This is a genomic window from Providencia sp. PROV223 (assembly GCF_028479245.1).
Classification (GTDB): Bacteria; Pseudomonadota; Gammaproteobacteria; order Enterobacterales; family Enterobacteriaceae; genus Providencia; species Providencia rettgeri.
Genome location: NZ_JAMPNG010000008.1, coordinates 63,670 through 85,964, shown reverse-complemented (window position 1 = coordinate 85,964; position 22,295 = coordinate 63,670). Strand labels below are relative to the sequence as shown.

The window sequence follows — 22,295 nt, the reverse complement described above, 5'->3', positions numbered from 1 at the left end:
TAGTCCGAGGCTAGTTAGCCAGTCGTTTCGCTAATATCGATTTCCCTGAAGCGATTTTCCCACAAAGAAAATGCAAACGAGGTTGATTTTCTAATAATGATGATGCTTCTACTAAAGTCATAAATCGTTCCTTACTGAAGTGTTAACCAGATAAGAACAAAAAACCCGCCTTATCTGGCGGGTTTAGGATGTCGCATATCCCCACCACTAAGTGATGGTAATAATAATGTTTAAGCTAACGACACCCTGTGACATATAAATTTCCCAAATGGAATTATAACCAACCTATCAGTGGTCAATACAAATTGTCAAACTTAGTTGAATTATGGGCATAAATAAAAGGCCTGAATAAAATTCAGGCCTTTTATTTCACTAATTAATGTTTACCATTTTTATGATGATTAAGTGTTTCTTCTTTTAAATCAAGTTCATCACGTAAACGGTGATACACCCTTTCATTGATATTTTTACTTTTACGCATTTGATATAACGCGTCCCGTTTTGCTTTTAATGCTGACTTGGACATCTCGCGTTCCATATCAATCATCTTATGTAAATCATACACATCTGACTCAGTTTCATCTGAGTTATCGAGTCGTCTACCATAAATTTCTAACAATTGTGCCCCAACCTCAGTACGCATGGCAATTTCATCCATATCATCCGATGGGTGGTTCATCAATTCACGTAAATGTGCCATTGCGGCTTCATTTAAGGCTAAACGCGCTCGAATTTCGTCATTATCATAAGGTAAGTCTTGTACCAGTCCTTTAGTTAAAATAGGCAGTGCAATACTGGCAATCAGTAATGAACATAAAATCACCCCCATTGCTAAGAAAATAGCCACGTCACGATTCGGAAATAATGAACCATCTGGCATCAATAAAGGTAATGTTAAAATACCCGCTAACGTAATCGCTCCACGCACTCCCGCTGTCGCCATCACTGCCATCATACGAATATGCATAACATCGGCTTCTTTACCACGACGGCGTTTATGGAAGACCGTTAGAGTCATCGAGATCCACACCCAGCTAAACCGTAAAACCGCCAAGGCCACAGTAATGATTGCCACATAAACAAATAGCATCCAAGGATGGCTTGCACCCGCGGCCTCTGCTACAGCAGGCATATTTGTCCACATACCGGGTAACTGCTCGCCTAACAAGATGAAAATCATCCCGTTCAACGCAGTTTGTACAGTATCCCACACCGCTTTACTTTGCATACGTGTTGCTGCTTGCATACGCCCTGCAATTTTTTCATAGTGCATGGCAATACCGGCAACCACTGCGGCTAAAATACCGGAAACATGTAAATGTTCAGCTAATAAGTAAGCCGTAAATGGCATCAATAAACTGATCATAATTTGAATAGCAGGTTCTTCCCCAGTGCGCTTAACTAGCAATTGGTTTAACCAGCCAATTGCCCAAGCCACCAGCAAACCAATTAAAATTCCGCCAAAAGCCACTAATACAAACTGCCCCGCCGCTGAAGCAAGGGAAAATGTGCCTGTTAGCGCAGCGACCACCGCAAAACTGAAACACACCAGACCCGTTGCATCATTCAGCAATGACTCCCCTTCTAGAATATGCGCCATTCGCGATGGTAATGGGGAATTGACGGTCATTGCAGACACCGAAACAGGGTCTGTTGGCGACAAAATAGCAGCCAAGGCAAAAGCAACAGCTAAAGAAATGGCCGGAATTAACCAATGTATAAAGAACCCCATACCAATAACCGTAACCACCACTAAACCTATGGCTAACGACATGATTGGTTTAATTTCTTGAAATAAGGCTTCTTTAGGAATACGCCAGCCATCAAGAAACAATAAAGGTGGAATAAATAAAAACAGAAATAAATGAGGTTCAAATTCAACCGTAAAACCGTATAAAGACAAGCCAGCCCCCAGTGCTATCTGTATTAGGGGTAATGGAATAATATCTTTGAGCAGTCGTGAAACAAAAACGCTCACAACAACGGCTAATAAAAAAACGAGTACAAGTGTCACTACTGACATTGATTGCTCCATGTTTAGCTAATCATTAAATACCAGTTATGCAGTAAATAGATAAATTGAATCAATGTAAAGTGGCAATTAATCATCTGATACAAAAACAATAAATTTAAGAAATAGCCTATCTATCATTAAGTTACAAAAATACTATCTACTTGAGTTGTCAATAAAAAATTTATTTATCAATTTGGTAAATAACGATTAAAACTCCATCTCAACAATAAGTTATGCCTTACCGTTAAAAATAGAATTAAACCATCATTACTTAATGATATATCTAGATAAATAGCCACGTTAAACAGTGGCCATCCAAATAATGAAAAGTGCGGGTTTTAATAAAAGAGCTTATGGACGTTCTAAAATACGGGCACCAGGACCTTTCCGACCAAGGACATCATCAGGGTTACGCAGTGGGCAATCACTCAGTGATAAACAACCACACCCAATACAATTATCCAATTCATTACGTAAACGCGTCAATTGCCGAATACGCTTATCTAAAGATTTACGCCATTGTGTCGACATCTCCTTCCATTGTTCTGAAGTTAGCGCACTATTTGCAGGGAAACGTCCTAATGCCTCTTGAATTTCATGTAATGGGATCCCTGTACTTTGTGCGACTTTAATAATGGCAATATAACGCAGTACAACAGAGTGAAATCGTCGCTGATTCCCTTGAGTTCGAGTACTTTGAATGAGTCCCTTTGATTCATAAAAATGGACTGTAGAAACAGGTACTCCCGAGCGTTTTGCCACTTCGCCCACCGTTAGTGCCCGTGTAAAATCAATTTTTTTCCCCTCGCTTTTCTGAGGTTTTATCGTTTTTGTGTCTTTGTCCGCCATTTTATCTCACCTTTGCTTGACCTCAACTTAACTTAAGGTTTTATAGTGCCACCCTGCTAGTTTGTCAATTGAGGTTACTTTTTAAAAGGGGATAGGTTTATGCCATCGGTGATTACCAAAATGTTAGAAAGCAATAGCTTATGGATTATTGCTCGCTTACTCATCTTGGTTTTATTTATTTCATCTGGTTTAGCCAAAGTTTTTGATTATGAAAATAGTCTGGCCGAAATGCGTGCCGCGGGTCTTCACCCAGATTGGTTTTTCAACATTGCTTCTGCTGCTGTCATGTTAATTGGCTCAGTTCTTGTGCTATTTAACCGTCTTTTATGGCTTGGAACTGGCGCGCTAGCCGTGTTTTTGTTCCTCACAATTGTGGTTGTCCACACCTTTTGGAGCTACACGGGGGAACAAGCTCAAATTGCAATGTTTTGGGCAATTGAGCATATCGCTGTTATTGGGGGCTTAATTGCTATCGCCATTGCAGGGCATTTTCGAGGTCTTTATTTCGCGTTAAAAGCGCAGAAATAGAAGGAAAATTTAATGAATAAAAAAACAATAATGACACTTTGTTCCGTTTTAATCGCTGTTGGGGCGGGTAGCGCGATTTATTCGACCTATGCCCAAAACGAGGAAAACGAACAAGCAGCTTACCAATATCCACCAGTAAAAGTGGCATTGGCTCCTGTTAGCTTAGATACTGCGCCTCGTACCTTTTACGGTGTGGGTGAGTTAGAAGCTGGCAGCCAAGTGTTAGTCGCGGCAGAAACCAATGGCCGTATTACGAAAATTGCATTTGAATCTGGCCAACAAGTCAAAAAAGGCCAATTATTAGTGCAGCTCAATGATGCCGTTGAACAAGCGGATTTATCACGTTACCAAGCACAGTTGCGCAATGCGGCTCGCTTATACGAAAGAACCCGTTCATTATCTTCGCAACATTTAGTGGCAGAGGCTCAAGTGGATAGCACACGTGCTGAACGTGATATTGCCCAAGGCCTAATCCGTCAAACCCAAGCGTTAATTGCACAAAAAACGATCCGAGCGCCATTCGACGGAACGATAGGTATTCGCCAAGTCCATGAAGGACAATATTTAAACCCCGGCGAAGCCATTGCCAGCTTGGTGGATACCCAAACCTTAAAGCTCAATTTCTCTTTAGATGAACAAGCCTCACCGGAACTGCATCAAGGCCAAATTGTTGATATTACAGTTGATGCTTATCCCAATAAAACATTTCCAGCCCGTATTACTGCCATTGACCCACTCATTGGAAAATCACGCACTATCGCCCTGCAAGCCACACTGGAAAATAGTGATGGCACCCTAAAAGCAGGAATGTACGCCAACGTGAATGTGGTACGCCAAGCCAGTAATGAAGTCATTACGATCCCAGAAACCGCAGTCACTTATACCGCCTATGGCGATACTGTGTTTATTACGCAAGGTGAAGGCGATGCGATGACCGTTAAGCGAGTGTCCGTAAAAACGGGACAACGTTGGGATGGCAAAATTGAAATAGAACACGGCTTAAGTGCTAACGATAAAGTCGTCACGTCTGGGCAATTACGCTTAAACGACGGCTCTGCGGTCACCCCTGTTGCCCAAGATACATTGTCTGAACCTGTCGCTAACACAGCTCAAGGTTCATAAGGAAGGCGTAATGAAATTTACTGATATTTTTGTTCGCCGACCTGTTCTGGCTCTCGTGGTCAGTGCTTTGATTGTGTTAATTGGTTTATTTGCGCTGAGTAAACTGCCTATTCGCCAATATCCACAACTTGAAAGCTCGACGATCACCATTACGACTCAATACCCGGGTGCATCTGCAAAATTGATGCAAGGCTTTGTGACACAACCTATTGCACAAGCTGTCTCTTCGGTGGAAGGGGTTGATTACCTTTCTTCATCATCAGTACAAGGTAGCAGCCTTGTCACCGTACGAATGGAACTTAACCGAGACTCCACTCAAGCCCTTGCGCAAGTAATGGCGAAGGTGAACCAAGTTCGTTATAAATTACCGAAAGAAGCTTATGACCCTGTGATTGAGCTTTCCTCTGGGGAATCCACTGCGGTTGCTTATATCGGTTTTTCCAGTACCAATCTATCCATTCCAGCCCTAACAGATTATATCTCTCGCGTCATTGAGCCAATGTACTCCTCAATTGATGGTGTCGCCAAAGTTCAAGTTTTTGGTGGGCAACAGTTGGCGATGCGTTTATGGCTTGATGCCGATAAATTAGCCGGCCGAGGTCTAACCGCTGCCGATGTTGCGCAAGCGGTTCGCCAAAACAACTACCAGGCGGCTCCCGGTAAAGTCAAAGGCGAGTTCGTTATTTCTAATGTTTATGTTAATACCGACCTCACTAATGTCGATGAGTTTCGTGATTTAGTGATCCGCAACGACGGCAATGGATTAGTACGTTTAAAAGATGTGGGAACCATTGAGCTAGGAGCCGCTTCCACAGAAACCAGTGGTTTAATGAATGGTGAGCCTGCGATTTACCTTGGTTTGTTTGCCACACCAACCGGTAACCCACTGGTAATCGTTGACGGTATGAATCAATTGATGCCTGACATCACCAAAACATTGCCGCCCGGTGTCAAAGTGGAAATGGCATTTGAAACTTCGCGCTTTATTAAAGCGTCTATTGACCAAGTTATTAGCACATTAATTGAAGCACTATTGATTGTTATCGTTGTTATTTACCTGTGTTTAGGTTCAATTCGCAGCGTAATCATCCCAATTTTAGCTATTCCGCTATCAATGTTAGGTGCAGCCGCACTGATGATGGCATTTGGGTTTAGTATTAACTTACTGACATTACTCGCCATGGTATTAGCGATTGGTCTGGTTGTCGATGATGCTATCGTGGTCGTCGAAAACGTCCATCGCCATATTGAAGAAGGGAAATCACCGGTTTTAGCGGCTTTAATTGGAGCTCGTGAAGTAGCAGGACCCGTTATCGCAATGACAATCACCTTGGCTGCAGTCTATGCGCCAATCGGGCTAATGTCAGGTTTAACAGGAGCTTTATTTAAAGAGTTCGCACTCACCTTGGCCGGTGCAGTTATTGTTTCCGGTATTGTGGCATTAACCCTTTCCCCTGTGATGAGCTCTTTTATGTTGAACTCAAAACAGAATGAAGGGCGTATGGCGCGTATAGCAGAAACCTTCTTTTCTACCTTAGCCCATTACTATACCATTGTATTGAATTTCTCTTTGAAAAACCGTTGGTTAACAGGTGTTATTGCCATTGGTGTCTTCATTAGCTTACCACTGCTTTATCAATCTGCCCCTCGTGAATTAGCTCCGGTGGAAGACCAATCCAGCGTATTAACGGCAATCAAATCTCCTCAACACGCTAACCTCGAGTATGTAGAACGCTTTTCGCGTAAGTTACATGATGTTTTCATGGAATTACCGGAAACGGAAAGTACTTGGATTATTAACGGGACTGATGGCCCTTCCGCCAGCTTTGGGGGAACCAACTTGACGTCATGGGAACAGCGTGATCGCGCTGCATCTGAGATCCAAGGGGACTTACAAGGACGCGTGGGTGATGTCGAGGGGAACAGTATTTTCGTTTTCCAATTACCCGCTTTACCAGGTTCAACGGGTGGCTTACCAATCCAAATGGTTCTCAGAAGCCCGCAGGATTATTCGGTACTCTACAAAACCATGGAAGAGCTCAAGCAACAAGCTCGTGAAAGCGGCCTATTTATGGTGGTAGATAGTGACCTTGACTACAACAACCCAGTGGTAGAAGTCCGTATTAACCGTTCAAAAGCGAATAGCTTAGGCATTCGCATGCAAGATATCGGCGAATCACTGACCTTATTAGTGGGTGAAAACTATATTAACCGCTTTGGGATGGATGGCCGCTCCTATGATGTGATCCCTCAAAGTATTCGTAGCCAACGCTTAACACCAGAAGCCCTTTCACGCCATTATGTGAAATCAGAAGCGGGAACTCTGATCCCACTGTCAACGGTGGTCGATATCAATACCCAAGTTGAGCCGAATAAACTCACGCAATTTAATCAGCAGAATGCGGCAATTTTCCAAGCAATACCCGCCCCGGGTGTCACGTTAGGCCAAGCCGTTGCCTATTTAGATGATATTGCCAATGAACTACCCGCCGGTTTTAGCCATGACTGGCAATCCGATTCGCGCCAATATAAACAAGAAGGTAACACCCTCGCCTTTGCCTTTATGGCGGCGCTCATCATTATTTACTTAGTCTTAGCGGCACAATATGAAAGTTTAGTCGACCCATTGATTATCTTGATTACTGTTCCTCTTTCAATTTGTGGTGCGTTAATTCCATTGGCATTTGGCTATGCGACATTAAATATTTACACCCAAATCGGCTTAGTCACATTAATTGGCTTAATCAGTAAACACGGAATATTGATGGTTGAGTTTGCCAATGAATTACAAGCCAATGAAGGACTAGATAGACGACATGCCATTCTCAAAGCAGCACAAATTCGTTTACGCCCAATATTAATGACAACTGCGGCAATGGTGATTGGTTTAGTTCCGCTGCTATTCGCCACTGGAGCAGGAGCGAATAGTCGCTTTGGCTTAGGCTTAGTGATAGTCACCGGTATGTTAGTTGGCACATTGTTTACCCTGTTTGTTTTACCGACCATTTATACCTTACTAGCCCGTAATCACAGTGCAACCGCACTAACCCCAAGGCGCTATGAGCTTGCCGAAGCGAATCGCCTAATCAAAGAAACTGAGGAGACGTCCCAATGAGAAATACGTTAGCTAGCCGTCATCAACGTAACAACCGTACAGTCAACGAAGTGGAAGTGAATACGATGAGCAATAGCATGGCAATGCTATTAATTTATCATGGTCTCCCCGCAGGTCCGGAAAAAAACCATGCCACCTCGTACCCGAATACCTTAGGTAAGCCTACCCGCTAATGTAAATAGCCGCCAAACCATTTAGGTTTGGCGGCTATTATCAAACAACATGACAAAGTACTCTATTAGCCTTCGTAAAAAGCTAAAACAAGATTACCTTCCCGAATAATAATTGGATTGCCGGGTAATGCATCCAATAATTCACGCTGAGAACTTTCTACGACCACCGCCACATCTTTATAATGGTAGTTTTTTAATAAGTCAGGTAGCTGTTTTAAGCTATAAAACCGATTAGCGGCATCTGGGTATTTGAGCCCGTAGCCTAATTCCCCAGTTTGGTGAAGCATTGTAATATCACTACGTTTAAGTACCCATGCCAATGCGGTACCGAGCCCTACATTATTGGTTAACAATACAGATTTATCAGCTAATTGGTGATGATATTTCGCAATCACCTCTTGCGGAGTATTATTACTGGCAATACGAGATGGGATCACATGCCCTACCGTTAAGCTAATTGCCACCGTACACACTGCGGCTAAATACCAAAACCGTTGCTTGAAAGAGACCAAGGCAACCAATAACCAAAAAATAAAGGCTCCCGCAGCTAACCATAATTTTTCACTTTCATCGGCCTGAAACACATTCAGTTTAGGGTAATAAGCAGAAACAATAATTCCCCCAGCAATAGCGCCACCAATTAGTGTGTTAATCAATGCATTCAAGCGAATAGGCAGTGTTTTTCTCTCAGTGAGAATTTTTTCAATGTAGGCCGCCATAAGAATGGCAATAGGTGCAATACAAGGCAAAATGTAGGTCAGTAATTTTCCTTTAGTGATACTGAAAAACACAAATGGCGCAATAAACCACATCAGAAAATAAATATGTAACCCTTTTTGCTGCCATGCGTGGCGTAGTGCGCCAAAAAGGTACCCCAGCCAAGGTAATACCGCAGCGAGTAAAATAGGGATATAAAACCAAAATGGGGACTTATTTTGTGCATTATTCGCCATAAAACGTTGAATATGCTCAACCCAGAAGAAATAGTTCCAGAAATCAGGCTCACGGCTGGCAATCACAAAAGCCCAAGGTAAGCACACGACAAAAGCAGTAAATAGCGAAACAAAAGAGAAAACAAACACTTCTTTGAATTGCTTAAAGTAGATGGCAGTTACTGAACACACCAGTAAAGGCAGCACTAAAACAAGAAAGCCTTTTGTTAATACGCCTAACCCACAGGCTACCCCCATCATCATGAAGGCGAATAATTTATGAGAGAAGTATTTTGTCGTTAACCCCCATTGAAAAAAGAAAATCACCATAGTGATAAATGCTGTCACGATGGGGTCAAGAATATTGTAGGTGCCGATGGTAAAGACCATCAACATTGAAAGATAAATAAACACCGCGTTGAAAGCGAGACGTGAGTTTTTCCAAGCCATTTTGGCACTGAGATACACAAATAGCCCACTGACTAATGTACTAAATACTACGCCAAGGCGAACAGAAATGTTATTTTCACCAAATAACATTTGGAAAATAGCCCCTACCCAATAACCAAAAATAGGCTTCTCAAAATAACGAATATCTAAAAGTTCAGGAACGCTCCAGTTATAACTAATAATTAATTCCCGACTAATTTCTGCATACCGCAGCTCATCCGGTTGCCACAATAACCTACCGTTTAATGGTAAAAAATAGGTTACTAGGACAAAACCGAATAACAGGCACCATTTAAGGTAGGCAACTTTATTGTTTGCCATAATCATCTCATCTCAACCATTCTTGTTATTAATATTTAATAATTTTATTTAGTTCATTTGAAAAACACTTTCTTTTTATTTAGCTATTATCGTTATGGCAATTAAACCTCATTTAAACAAATCGAACGTTAGTTGGTAGAAAGGTCACTGTATATAAACAATCAATAAATGAATACTACAATTCATATACAAAAAGAGATAAGAATCAAATAATAAGACTGAGTGTTTAAAGAATAGTTCAGTATTTAAAAATAAGGTGAAAATTTAATTCGTTCTTAATATTAGTCATTAATACAAAAAAGTGTACGGCAGTTTATAAACAAAAACCGGTCAGGGTATTCACCATAACCGGTTATTATTCATACCAAGTAAAGCTATTTGGCCGCAGATAACGCTTGTTCAAGGTCGGCTAAAATATCATCGATATGTTCTATGCCAATTGATAAACGAATCATATCTCTGGAAACCCCGGCTCGTGCTAATTCTGCGTCATTGAGCTGGCGATGCGTCGTTGATGCAGGGTGGCAAGCTAGTGATTTAGCATCACCAATATTCACCAACCGCACAATCAGTTTCAAGGCATCAATAAAGCGAGCTCCTGCTTCTTGGCCACCTTTAATACCAAACGACATAATACTGGCAGGTTTACCGTTCATATATTTCTGTGCTAAATGATGTTCAGGGTTGCTCGGTAGCCCTGCATATTTCACCCATTCCACTTGAGGGTGATTTTCGAGGTAATTCGCAACTTTTAGTGCATTTTCAGTATGTCTATCCATTCTTAACGCGAGAGTTTCTAACCCTTGTAGAATTAAAAACGCATTAAATGGTGACAATGCAGCACCCGTTCCGCGCAGTGGGGCAACACGGCAACGCGCAATAAAGGCAGCGGCGCCAAAATGTTCAGTATAGCTTACACCATGATAAGCCACGTCAGGCTCTATCAATAATGAAAAACGGTCTGGATACTCTGCCCATGGGAATTTACCTGAATCAATAACCATTCCACCCAGTGATGTACCATGGCCGCCAATATACTTAGTCAATGAATGAACCACGATATCCGCCCCATGTTCAAATGGGCGACATAAATATGGGGTCGCTACGGTATTATCGACAATCAAAGGCACACCATGGCGATGTGCAACTTCAGCGAGTGCAGCAATATCCACAATAAAACCCGCTGGGTTTGAAATTGACTCACAGAATACGGCTCGAGTCTTGTTATCAATAAGCGCTTCAAGCGCTGCTAAATCATCGTGCTCTGCAAAACGGGTTTCAATTCCTAAGCGTGGCAAAGCGTGGGCAAGTAAATTGTATGTTCCGCCATATAATTTTGCCACGGAAACAATGTTGTCCCCAGCTTGTGCGACTGTTTGAATCGCATAAGTAATTGCCGCCATTCCAGAAGCAACAGCCAACCCTGCCACACCGCCTTCAAGGGCAGCAACACGCTGCTCTAGAACATCATTCGTTGGGTTCATAATTCGCGTGTAAATGTTACCCGCGACTTTTAAATCGAAGAGATCAGCACCGTGCTGAGTGTCATCAAAAGCATAAGAAGTCGTTTGGTAAATCGGTACGGCAACAGACTTGGTTGTAGGATCAGGAGAGTAACCCGCGTGAATCGATAATGTTTCTAATTTCATTCGTTATCCTTGTTACGACACACTGGAAAAAATGCAATTGCCAGAGGAGGTTCATAATTATGTTGTTATGATGCTGTGATAACTCTAGATATTACCTAAGACGTCATATCGAGCAACTAATTGAACTTGAAATTATTTCACATAGATAGATATGACAATGGTGATTATCACCCCTTCAGCTTAAAAATTAGTTATATCAATGTCTATCCTTATAACCTATTTCGTATTGATATAAAAAAAGCCACAACCCATACAGGTCATGGCTTTGTTTCTTATATAACTTTATTTATAACTACAAGAAAGCGCCATAAATAACAGAAGTAATAGATGCTAACCCACAAATAAAGGTGAAAACTTGTGCAGGTTTTGACGTGCTAAATTTCTTCATCGCAGGAACAATATTCATCGACACAACAGGCAGAATAAACAGAATAGCGGCAATCATTGGTGCCCCCATCGTTTCAATCATGCCTAAAATACTTGGGTTACGAATAGTCACAATCCACGTTGTAATCACAATAAACAGCATGGATGCCATTTCAATTTTCTTTACAGAAAAAGAAGAACGAGACTTGATTAACCCAACTAAACCTTCGTGAGCCCCTAAGAAGTGGCCAAAGTAACTCGATACAATCGCAGCAAAGGCAACAATCGGCCCTAAGTAGGACAAGATTGGCGATGGATTGATATTTGCGATATGTGATAACACACTGATATTTTGTTCTTTCGCAACAGCAAGTTCAGCTGGGCTTAATGATAGCACCACAGAGAAAACAAAAAACATCACAAAGCCAGTCAGCATTAATGCGGCCCCGCCAGTGATCATATCTGTTTTCACAATAGCATTATTGCCGAATTGTTGGCGCTGGTCTTTGGTGAATTGGCTGATGATTGGGCTATGGTTAAATGAAAATACGATAAGGGGGATCGCCATCCAAACAACCACTGGCATTGAACTCCAGTCTGGTGCCACCTCTAGCATTGACATATTCCATTCAGGAATTAAATACAATGATAAAGCTAATAAAATGAAGACCAAAGGGTAAACCATTAGAGACGTGAGCTTTAACATCAGGTCACGACCAAATACCACCCCAGCAGTCATTGCAGCAATCAGCACGCCAGACAATAACCATCGTGGTAGTGGATCTATCCCTAGTTGATTGACAAGAAACGAATCAACCGTATTTGTAATACCCACACCGTAAATCAATACGATAGGGTAAATAGCAAAAAAATAGGCAAAGGTAATAATATTTGCGCCTATTTTACCAAAATGCTCTTCGACCGTGTCGGTAATATCCGCATTTGGATTTTTTGAAGATAAAACAAAGCGAGCTAACCCTTTATGGGCCAGCCAAATCATTGGAGTGGCAATTATTGCCAATACGACTAATGGCCAAAACCCCCCGGCACCGGCTTTAATTGGCAGGAATAGAACACCTGCGCCAACAGCGGTTCCAAATAAAGAAAGTACCCAAGTAAAATCCTTATAGGTCCACTTACTGGCAGGTTTATCTACTGCGACTACTGCTTTTTCAATTGTGCTCATCTTGTGTTCTTCATCATTAACGTTATTAAAATAAGATGTGCAGATTTTGCATTAAATGAGCAGCAGTACCTAATTTAATTACGCTATTTTTTTCAACTTTTTGGTGTAGATCTCGTTAATAACGTAAAAAAAACAAATACCACGTAATTATTCTGTAAATAAATAATTTCGCAATTAATTAAAAGAGTAAATTTTAGATATAAAGTATTTAATTTTTAATTCGAGAAAGGGCTGAATGATTCATTCAGCCCTTTTTTTATCTGAGAAATTGAAGTTTTACAGATAGACAGGCACTAATATTTCTGTCGCAATCACGACCACAACCAATCCAACTAATACTGGGATTGACGTTCTTTTCACCACTTCGAACGGAGAGATTTTAGCCATACCAGACACGGCCACGACAACCCCTGATACAGGCGATAAAGTCCGACCTAAGTTAGAGGCTTGCAGCATTGGGATCACTAAGTAAGCCGGATTGACCCCCATTTGTTTTGCTAAGTGAGGAATTAGCTCAACGAATGCATAGAATGGTGCATTACCCGAACCCGTTGTCATCGCGGCTAACATCGTGATCACCACCAGTGCGATCATCATCACTATGGCACCAGAACCGAATGATTGAGCAAGGTCAATTAGCCCTTTAATAAAGCCAATGGTGCTTAAACCTTGTGCAAACACCCCTGCTGCCACTAATAACATCACGACCGTTGCAAATGCTTCTGCCATGCCTTTATAACAAACTTCTAAGCCACTATAGACGTGTTTAGCGCTGAAACTGCGAATGAATTCAATGACTGCTGCCAAAATAATACAGCCAACAATAATAGTAACAATATGCAATTCAGGCGCCCATTTGCCATCAAACACTAAAACACCAATAATCGGTGTGAAAGGTAAAATAGCGTAGAAAGCAGGTGCATGAGTTTTAATTTCATTAACATCTAACATTTCAGTTGTGACATTTTCTTTTCTGTCGAGATAACGCTGCCAGAAAAAGTGGGCGATTGACATTGCCACAATTGCCGCGATAGAAATCGGTAAGGTCGTTTTAAATGCAAAGTCGATTAATGGCATTTCGGCTGCTTTTGCCGCTAAAATAACATCACCAGACGTTGGCGCTAAAATAATTGCCGCTGGCGATGCACAGATTGCCGCTGCTGCACCACGACTGATCCCGACATTCACCATGACAGGGAATAGCGTCGCCATCAGTAATACTCCGAGGCCAGTTGCAGAGGAAACGGCTAGCGACATCAAACATGCCACAATATAAGCAGCAACCATCAACAAATAAGGTGAGTTGATCATTTTTAATGGCTTAGATGCGATTTTCACTACGACATCATTCGCCCCAATATGAGTCATATAAGATGCAAACCCACATAGCACCATGATCATCATCCCAAGGTCGCCACCACGGCTCATTAATAGGAATTTTATGTATTCCAAAATATCTGTTACACGCCACCCCGTCGTCGGAACAGAACCTGGTAAAATACTTTTTCCCATAATAGCGGTAATGATCAGAAGTAAAATACCCCCGGTCATTAACACTCCCGTTGCGGAATATCCTTTTATGATATAACGCCCAACTCCAATGGCGACAATAACGCCGATTAAGAGCTCAATCATTTATTTCTCCTGCCTGTCTTATTTTGTAATTATAAAAAAATTACTCTGCCTAATTATTAAGCAAAATTCACTGACAATGATCATGTCAGCAGATGATTTTTAATATAGAAATGCGTTAAAACACAAGAGAAATAAATAAAAAATCTATTTTAGCTACCCGTTTACAGCTGATAGCCCCAAATATTAATAAAGAATAGGAAAATCAGCTTTGTTTAGCTATGCAATGTTTTTCACATTAAAGAGGAAAATTGATTAACTAAATAACTCATAAATCATATCACCAAAAAAACCGCGATATTGCAGATAACGAATTTGCTTACTTTTTTCTTTAAAATCTTTAGGAATACTATCCCCAAACTTCTTACTGCGCACCCATGCAGCCTTTTCAAACCAATCTACATCTAAAGTAGCAAAATGCTTTTCCACAATCGTTTCAGGAAAACCTTTCTGCCGCATTTCTTGTTTTATCCGCAATGGGCCGTATCCCTTGCGCAGATAACCTTGCATTAATAGCCCTGCAACACGGTCATCATCAAGAAAATGTTGCTCACTTAACCGCTCAAGCACCAATTCAATTAAAGGCTCGTCAATAATGCCTTCATTTTTTTCATACATACGCCGTTTCATACGGGCAAATAGCTCAGCTTTACCGTAATCACGGCGGGAAAGCATAAATAAGGCATATTGGTAAAGCTCGGATTCATTCATGGCGTTAAACTTTCATCATTAAATTGGGCGCATTGCGCGCCCAGTCTAACATAAACCTTTGTACTCTACGTTGCATGTAGGCGACAAGCGAAGACAGACCGATGAGCATACATAAGTATGTGATTCGGCTGGCTAAGTGCAGTCAACACCCATGCAGCTTGAAGTATGACGAGTTAGTGAACTTGAGTACCACTTAGCAGTTTATATATCGTATCCGGAGTATAGCTGCCGTCTTGGAAATAAATTGTCCAGTCCGTAATATCATCACGTGTTAATGGATAAACTTCCCCTTCTTGCATATTTTGCACATAAAAAGGATGGTTTATTAAGCGCCCTTCAAATTGGTCACCATGCCAAGAAACAGGTTCAAACCACATATGTTCATGACCATCGAAATCTTCTTCCGCATCATGGTAGCCAATACCGCATTTCACTAAAAAGCGCCATTCAGAATCTTCAGCTTCCTCGTTTTTACCAAGGAATTTGGCAAAAAAGCCTTTCTTCTGAGCGACCTGTTTTGGCCCATAGTTATCTAACATATGGGTGAAATATTCCCAACGCAATTTAGCTTTACGCGACATATCTGCCGTTTCTTCATCGGTGCGCATAAACATCATGGCGTTTTGATCTTCAAAACCTTCAAAGAAACTTTCTAATACTGGGTTTTCTTGTGTCACACGGAACAGCATAGCGGATGGGTGTTGATGAGATTCATCTCTATCATGCCAATCCCCCATAAAACGTTCAGATGACACATCTCCAAACTCGAAGTTCATCTCTTCTAGTGGTTTTAAGTCATCAATTGGGGTTGATTTCCCTACATGCAGCAGCCCTTCTTCAAACGGTACTGCAACTAAATACTCATAGCCCGTTTGGGTTTGTCCAATAAAAATGGGCTCATTAAACACGATTTTCCCGTGAGTAATGCTGTTATTCACGAAGCTCCAAAACAGTTCGGGAATACCATAATAAGAAGCAATCGGGTGCGGTATAATAATTTCCGCTTCCGACAAACCACAACGTGCCAAACCGTGCGTGTGGAACCAATACATAGTCGGAGCACGCTCTTCTTCCGGCTTGTCTTCGTTATCTTCTTGGTCATAAATAGCATGAACAACATACAAAGAATCAATGCTTGGCATCAAATCATCAATGAGTTGGAAATTAAGCCACTCACGAGTAAACACTTTCCCTGCGGCAGAAATATCCAAGCCCAGTAATAGATCGGGCACCAAGATTTGAATAACCTTTAGCTGCTGCAGATAATTGACTAATGGTTGCCCTTGAAATAAGCACTCAACAATTACCGCTTGAGGGGCTGCACTTGCTTCTGCATACAACTCAGGGCTGATTGGGTCAGTGGCAAAATAAGGGTTGATGGTATATTCAGGGTCGCTATCCACTAAAGCGATATAAAAACGTAATTCTTCTTCATCTTTTTTACAGCTAAAGAAAAAACCGCCATCCTCTGGAATGTAATCTATCTCACCCTCGGTGAAATAAGTTTGTTCTTCTAAACGCTGCTCAAGTAATAAAGACGTCAGCTCAGAACCAGGAATAGCAACCATCATTGATGCTTCTTTCTCGCCCTCACCTGCTGCGGTATCAAGGTAGTGTTGTTTATTATTCATTTTTAGACCTATTAATAAGTGACTGTGGCGAGGATATCAGCTTATATTCGTTAAGAATATTGTGATTATTCTTAACAAACTGAGATTGTGATTTGATCCTTCGTATTGCAACTAAGTTAACAAATAATCATTATTCGACAATCAGTTATTCTACTTTTCATACGGTATTGACTGAGGCACAATAATGCTCTTTCTTTAATTTGCTTTATATTGATGAAGCAAAAAGTTCTATTTCAATAAAGGTAATTCAAATATGGCTGATTTAACCAAAGCACAAAAAGAATATGTCGATGATCTCGCAATGCAACGCGTTTTCGATATGAATAGCGATGAAGTGTTGGTCAACGCCTTAGAAGAAAAAATTCACCAAATGGAAGACCATTTGAAAGCCTATTTTCATGAGCGTGTTAAGTTTCATCAGCAAACTAAAAAATAGCCTTTTGCCTGCTCCGTGCCGGTATTGTTTATTATATCGGCACCTGCCCTATCCCTTTCATATAACCATTTTAAATGAATAATAAACGCGCATTTCTTTAGTTCAACTTATCAACAAAAAAGCATTAAGCGCCATCTAAAAATGAATTTCTAATGATAGAATTCTAATCATCACTGTACGACTAATAACAATTTATCTATTACACTTCTTTATTGTCCAAATATTGAGCCTATTTTATGAAACGCATTCAATTCAGTACTGCACTGATCCTTTCTTCTATTATGAGCATGTCTGTGAGCTTTGCCGATAGTGATCGTCCGTTATTTTCGGTCTCCGTGAGTGAGTCTGGAGTACCACAAAATAATAGCGAAGGCGGCATTACTCGTTCTTCTACCACAGAGTCACGAGTACTGCCGATTTGGGGCGATGAGGCCCGCGCTCGAGGGTATGATTTATCGGAACCTTTTGGGATCGGCTATGGATATATGAACCTACGTCAAGATATAAAAGTTGATAAAATAGCCTTTAAATCAGAAAAGGGCGTAAATATTCCTTTTGTTAAATTCGATTTAAATGATGATTTAATGATTAAAACAGGACATACACGCAGTAAGAATGAATCACATATGCTAAAACTCGATACTTGGGTCTTTCCATTTATGAACGTATATGGCGTTTATGGAAAAACCAAAGGTACATCAACCACAAATATTGATAGCGTAAAAGCTCGAGTCAAAATTTTTGGCAAAGAGAATATAATTGATATCGGTAAAAATCTGCCTTTTGAATTAGATTATAAAGGGAAAACGTATGGTGGAGGTGTTACCTTCGCTGGTGGGTATAACCAATTCTTTAGTACATTAGATTTTAACTATACCAGAACAAGCCTTGATATCTTAGACGGTGACATTACTGCTTTTGTTGTAACTCCTCGAGTTGGTTATGAATTTATCTTTGAACCTTTGATCCCTGGTCAAGGTAATACAAAACTACAAATTTGGACTGGTGCCATGTATCAAGATATTACCCAACGATTCAAAGGTGATATTAGTAAACTAGATTTACCGCCTGAATTGAGTGGGTTAATGGCATTAGCACCAGACGATGCAAAATTCGATGTTAAACAGCATCTTGCCCATAAATGGAATAATACTGTCGGTGCTCGGGTTGAACTCACTCGAAACTTTAATGTGTTAACCGAAATCGGTTTTAATAACCGGAATAGTTTTTATATTTCTGGGGAATTCCGTTTTTAATGTGGCATTCGGCAATTATTCAAAGGCTGGTCTTGCTCAGCCTTTTTATTATTTTTCCTGCTAAAGCTGATTTTCTTCCTGACCGCCAGCAAATCGATGGCTGGCTAAACGATCTCGGTGGGGAAAATAGCTTTGATGAAAGTAAAACTGTTGATTGGGGCATATTGCCAGGACCATTTTATACCCCCGAAATGGGCATTGGTATTGGCACCGCACTGGTTGGTTTATATCGAATAGATAAAGAAGATAAACAAACCCAGCCATCTTCTATTGGCTTAAGCGGTTTTGCGTCGTCGACCGGCGCATTTGGCTTAAATTTTACCAATTATAATTTTATTGATAACGACCAGTGGCGGTTATTTGTTTCCGGCACCATTAACAATATTCCCACTTATTATTGGGGTAAGGGATATTCTGCAGGGAAAAATGATCACAATAAAGAAAAGTACCATTCTCAAGAGTTCCAAATAACTCCAAGAGCCTTATACCAACTGACTGATTCTACTTATGTTGGGCTCGGTTGGAACTTCTCATCAATCAATGCCAGCGATCCTGATGATGGTGCGAAACAGTATTTCTCCAAGTCAATTGGGGGCCGTTCGGTGTTAAATTCAGGCATCAGTGCATATTACAGCTATGACACACGAGATTTTCTACCCAATGCCTATCATGGGCAAACTTTTGAGGCTGTTTATACTTATTTTACACCTAGCCTTGGTAGCGATACACGCTTCCAAACCACCCAATTACAATATGCCTATTACCATACCTTAGCCGAAGAGACTGTTATTGCATTCGACAATTATGCAAGGTTTTCAAGCGGAAATGTACCGTGGAACCAGCTATCATTACTCGGTAATGGCAACCGCATGCGCGGGTATTACGAAGGCCGTTATCGTGATAACAATATATTCACCAGCCAAATTGAACTTCGCCATAAACTCGATTGGCGCCATGGCGTTGTTGGTTGGTTAGGCACAGGAACCATGAGCGATAGTGCGTCCGACTTAGGTCAAGGGCATTGGTTGCCCACCGTAGGTGTTGGCTACCGTTTTGAATTTAAACCAAGAATGAATGTTCGCTTGGATTTAGGTGTCGGCCGCAACAGTACAGGAGTGTATTTTCAGGTTGGGGAGGCATTTTAATGTTCAAATGGGTTCTGGCAATGGGGATTGCGCTTTTATTAGCCGCCTGCCAAAGTCATGACAAACTGGAATTGCCTGCTATTGAGCCTGTAATTACCCCCTATACTTTTGAAGAGGCCTCACAAACTTGGCCGGTAGTTGCTTCCTTAGCTCCACCACAAGGTTTGCGCGCTTGCTGCGCTTTTGGCTACAACTTGCAAGCTGAACTGTGGGGATTACCTGTCCCGTTTTACACTATCGATAATATCGTTGAAGCAGATAGCCTCGGTGAACATCATTATAATGACAGCTTTTTAGGCGCCTCTGCTGCATTAATGGGGCTCAGTAATGAAAAAATAGGCTTACTCTATACGGATAAAAGCGGGTTTATTGATATTTCCCATGTCAGGGATACTGCAGATTATACTTTTTACTTGTTTAGCCAAATCTACCCACGCCTTGGTCAACAATGGTCGCTATCACTTAGTGAAGAGTTAGCGGATAGACAAATTCATTTCAGTGCATTTGAACCACCGCAATCTGCCAAACAACGTTATACCCTAAGCGCCTACTTAGCCGCAAAATTGGCGTTCCAGCTCGCCGTATGGCATGAAATTGCGCAGTGGTATGGTTATCAATCTGTACCAGGATTTTCCGAAGGGATTTCCGCATTTTCCCCTGAAGACCTGTACTCAAATTTACTTGGTTCCCGTCTTGCCTTAACTTTGATACTACAAGGCCGAGCAGACTCTTTAGCCACTTATTCTCAATCAATGGAAAATATTCTTCCACTGGCACTTCACCAGCTCGGTAGCAAAGATAGAAAAACCACGCGAAAAATATTTGATAGCGTTGATGGTTTATGGTGGAACAGTTACCGTAGAGTTCCGGAGAAATTTCTTGTTTTAACAAGAGATTACCAAACAAGTGACCAACGTTACCCTCTGATGCCTCCACAAATTATGCCGTCTGAAGGCTTATTTTTAACGTTGCCTGATCGCTACCTCAAATATGATTTGTCATTGCTCGCACAACTGCGTTTGCTCCCTACTGATGATATGAAACTGCTCCCCAAACCAACTTCTTATTGGACGGTGTCAGATTTTCAACAGCTAGCGGACGATGCGAAACAACAAGATTTACTGCAACAAATTTTAAAACCTTAAAAGACCTATTTATGATATCCATATTAATCACCCAATAAATCTTTGCCCTGACATTACCGTACTTAAAATTTAAGCTAAATATCACTTTTTACTCATTTACAGATAATAATTTTATTTCACTTTTGTCACCTCGATAGGCTTTAATAAAATGATGGAGATCTCATTTTGGTTAAAAAACAGCCTATCAACTGATTATTTTTCAGACAAAATAACCCTATAATAACTACATGAACTGTATTCTTTTTACTCAAATTTGACTTAAGTGAAGCTCAATCACCACATAAATGAACAGTTTAATTTATTATTCTTCATATGAAAATATACCAACAGAAACTTTATGCCAATTAAAATCAGTAAATTCATAATAATATAAAAAAGTCTACAAAATAATACAGAAATTTCCCTAATGTCATCCGGATAAATGTAGCTCGTAAAAAATTAATCTGCTAATATTCGCTCGAATTTTGTTCAGAGATACTTAGGAGAAGCAAATGCCCTCTCGAACGATGAGGACAAACGCCGTCTTCGCTTTCTTATTTTTACTTTTATTTTCGAGCCTGAGTATGGGCTCCACCAGTACCAGCACAATGCTCAATAAAGAGTATACTAATAAAACTGTGCAACAGAATGTAAGTCAGGCTAAAACCTCACTCCCTGATTTACGTAAATACCCTTCTGGTACACCTCGAAAGAAAGCATTTTTGAAAACGGTTGTCCCTGTTATAGAAAAAGTGAATAAGCAGATCATGGCTGAACGTACTTGGTTGTTATCAGTACGAGCTAACAAGAAATGGAGCGCCCAAGAATTGCGCCGTCTTGAGCAAATCTGTAATAGTTATGGTATGAAGTGTAGTAACCCAAAACGTTTAAATTGGGACAAACTATTGAGTCGTGTCGACATCATGCCAACGCACTTAGTTGCAACACAAGCAGCAACAGAGTCTGGCTGGGGTACTTCACAACTTGCTCTGCAAAACGGTAATTTATTTGGTATGCGCTGCGGTAGCGGCTGCCAAACTAAGAAAGGTAAAGTCAAAGGCTATTCTTCCTATACTTCTGTAGAAGATACTGTGACTGCTTATATGAAGAACATGAATACCCATAATGCTTATGAGTCACTGCGTACTTCACGAGCAAAGCAACGCCTATCAAAAGATGAGCTAGATACTAAAAAGCTAATCAATGATATGAAAGGGTACTCAGAGTTAGGTTCAACCTATAACCGCTATTTACAAGAGATGTACGCGAGTAATGAAGAATTGATTACACAAGCTCAACAAAGAGCAGCCACTCGCATTTAATTTTGTATCACCAGGTACAAGACATAAAAAAAATCCACTTCGTTAAGTGGATTTTTTTATTGTTTTTTAGATTGACTCTATTGCTCTAAATAGTTCGAATGGTGGCGAGGTGACAAGAGAGGCACCCTACTACCAATCAAATGCATTACTTGTTTTTTGATGGTTTTTATTCGTTATTTTAGATTAACTCTATTGCTCTAAATAGTTCGAATGGTGGCGAGGCGGCAAGAGAGGCTCCCTACAGCCAATTAAATGCATTACTTGTTTTTTTGATGGTTTTTATTCGTTATTTTAGATTAACTCTATTGCTCTAAATAGTTCGAGTGGTGGCGA

General features: G+C 40.8%; 18 protein-coding genes. 9 read left to right on the top strand and 9 right to left on the bottom strand.

Annotated elements, in window-relative coordinates:
* Nucleotides 1-10: 10 nt before the first annotated feature.
* The 3 genes from PR767_RS11145 to soxR all read right to left on the bottom strand — a co-directional run bounded on the left by PR767_RS11145 (nt 11) and on the right by soxR (nt 2,863).
* The gene (locus PR767_RS11145) at nt 11-121 is read right to left on the bottom strand and encodes an ATP-binding protein (RefSeq protein WP_148044897.1); all 111 of its coding nucleotides are present in this window, start codon (nt 119-121) and stop codon (nt 11-13) included.
* Nucleotides 122-376: 255 nt separating this feature from the next.
* On the bottom strand, nt 377-2,023 hold the full coding sequence (locus PR767_RS11140) for a Na+/H+ antiporter (RefSeq protein ID WP_004915075.1): 1,647 nt from the start codon (nt 2,021-2,023) through the stop codon (nt 377-379).
* A gap of 342 nt (nt 2,024-2,365) precedes the next feature.
* Nucleotides 2,366-2,863 carry a redox-sensitive transcriptional activator SoxR gene (gene soxR, locus PR767_RS11135; RefSeq protein WP_272520343.1) on the bottom strand — a complete coding sequence of 166 codons (498 nt, stop codon included), beginning with the start codon at nt 2,861-2,863 and terminating at the stop codon, nt 2,366-2,368.
* Nucleotides 2,864-2,962: 99 nt separating this feature from the next.
* On the opposite strand from soxR, the gene PR767_RS11130 reads away from it, so the two are divergent.
* The 4 genes from PR767_RS11130 to PR767_RS11115 are packed head-to-tail and all read left to right on the top strand — an operon-like array spanning nt 2,963 to nt 7,801.
* A complete protein-coding gene (locus PR767_RS11130) occupies nt 2,963-3,391 on the top strand; it encodes a DoxX family protein (protein WP_109912610.1) in 429 nt (142 codons plus the stop codon).
* 12 nt (nt 3,392-3,403) lie between these two features.
* A complete protein-coding gene (locus PR767_RS11125) occupies nt 3,404-4,513 on the top strand; it encodes an efflux RND transporter periplasmic adaptor subunit (protein ID WP_272520342.1) in 1,110 nt (369 codons plus the stop codon).
* Nucleotides 4,514-4,523: 10 nt separating this feature from the next.
* A complete protein-coding gene (locus tag PR767_RS11120; RefSeq protein ID WP_272520341.1) occupies nt 4,524-7,628 on the top strand; it encodes a MexW/MexI family multidrug efflux RND transporter permease subunit in 3,105 nt (1,034 codons plus the stop codon).
* The gene (locus PR767_RS11115) at nt 7,625-7,801 is read left to right on the top strand and encodes a hypothetical protein (RefSeq protein ID WP_164528335.1); all 177 of its coding nucleotides are present in this window, start codon (nt 7,625-7,627) and stop codon (nt 7,799-7,801) included. Before PR767_RS11120 ends, PR767_RS11115 begins: the two co-directional genes overlap by 4 nt.
* A gap of 65 nt (nt 7,802-7,866) precedes the next feature.
* Here PR767_RS11115 and arnT read toward each other — a convergent pair whose 3' ends face one another.
* From arnT to PR767_RS11085, 6 genes are all read right to left on the bottom strand, one after another.
* Nucleotides 7,867-9,510, bottom strand: coding sequence for a lipid IV(A) 4-amino-4-deoxy-L-arabinosyltransferase (arnT, locus tag PR767_RS11110; RefSeq protein WP_109912613.1), 1,644 nt, complete (start codon nt 9,508-9,510; stop codon nt 7,867-7,869).
* 368 nt (nt 9,511-9,878) lie between these two features.
* Nucleotides 9,879-11,153 carry a bifunctional O-acetylhomoserine aminocarboxypropyltransferase/cysteine synthase gene (locus tag PR767_RS11105; RefSeq protein ID WP_109912614.1) on the bottom strand — a complete coding sequence of 425 codons (1,275 nt, stop codon included), beginning with the start codon at nt 11,151-11,153 and terminating at the stop codon, nt 9,879-9,881.
* 292 nt (nt 11,154-11,445) lie between these two features.
* Nucleotides 11,446-12,705: an aromatic amino acid transport family protein gene (locus PR767_RS11100; protein ID WP_004915136.1), complete on the bottom strand. Its 1,260-nt coding sequence runs from the start codon at nt 12,703-12,705 to the stop codon at nt 11,446-11,448.
* A gap of 276 nt (nt 12,706-12,981) precedes the next feature.
* Nucleotides 12,982-14,340: an anaerobic C4-dicarboxylate transporter DcuC gene (gene dcuC, locus PR767_RS11095; RefSeq protein WP_004915139.1), complete on the bottom strand. Its 1,359-nt coding sequence runs from the start codon at nt 14,338-14,340 to the stop codon at nt 12,982-12,984.
* A gap of 252 nt (nt 14,341-14,592) precedes the next feature.
* Nucleotides 14,593-15,048 (bottom strand): regulatory protein RecX, encoded by a 456-nt coding sequence (locus PR767_RS11090; RefSeq protein ID WP_004915141.1) that lies wholly within the window; start codon nt 15,046-15,048, stop codon nt 14,593-14,595.
* A gap of 173 nt (nt 15,049-15,221) precedes the next feature.
* A complete protein-coding gene (locus PR767_RS11085; RefSeq protein WP_209102635.1) occupies nt 15,222-16,679 on the bottom strand; it encodes a DUF4026 domain-containing protein in 1,458 nt (485 codons plus the stop codon).
* Between the two features lie 253 nt (nt 16,680-16,932).
* Between PR767_RS11085 and PR767_RS11080 the strand changes: the two genes are divergently transcribed.
* The 5 genes from PR767_RS11080 to PR767_RS11060 all read left to right on the top strand — a co-directional run bounded on the left by PR767_RS11080 (nt 16,933) and on the right by PR767_RS11060 (nt 21,962).
* The gene (locus tag PR767_RS11080) at nt 16,933-17,115 is read left to right on the top strand and encodes a hypothetical protein (protein ID WP_004915146.1); all 183 of its coding nucleotides are present in this window, start codon (nt 16,933-16,935) and stop codon (nt 17,113-17,115) included.
* 236 nt (nt 17,116-17,351) lie between these two features.
* Nucleotides 17,352-18,371 (top strand): hypothetical protein, encoded by a 1,020-nt coding sequence (locus PR767_RS11075; protein ID WP_272520340.1) that lies wholly within the window; start codon nt 17,352-17,354, stop codon nt 18,369-18,371.
* Nucleotides 18,371-19,516: a BamA/TamA family outer membrane protein gene (locus PR767_RS11070; RefSeq protein WP_004915153.1), complete on the top strand. Its 1,146-nt coding sequence runs from the start codon at nt 18,371-18,373 to the stop codon at nt 19,514-19,516. Before PR767_RS11075 ends, PR767_RS11070 begins: the two co-directional genes overlap by 1 nt.
* The gene (locus PR767_RS11065; protein WP_272520339.1) at nt 19,516-20,661 is read left to right on the top strand and encodes a DUF4056 domain-containing protein; all 1,146 of its coding nucleotides are present in this window, start codon (nt 19,516-19,518) and stop codon (nt 20,659-20,661) included. Before PR767_RS11070 ends, PR767_RS11065 begins: the two co-directional genes overlap by 1 nt.
* A gap of 491 nt (nt 20,662-21,152) precedes the next feature.
* Nucleotides 21,153-21,962: a protein bax gene (locus PR767_RS11060; protein ID WP_109912620.1), complete on the top strand. Its 810-nt coding sequence runs from the start codon at nt 21,153-21,155 to the stop codon at nt 21,960-21,962.
* Nucleotides 21,963-22,295: the final 333 nt, after the last annotated feature.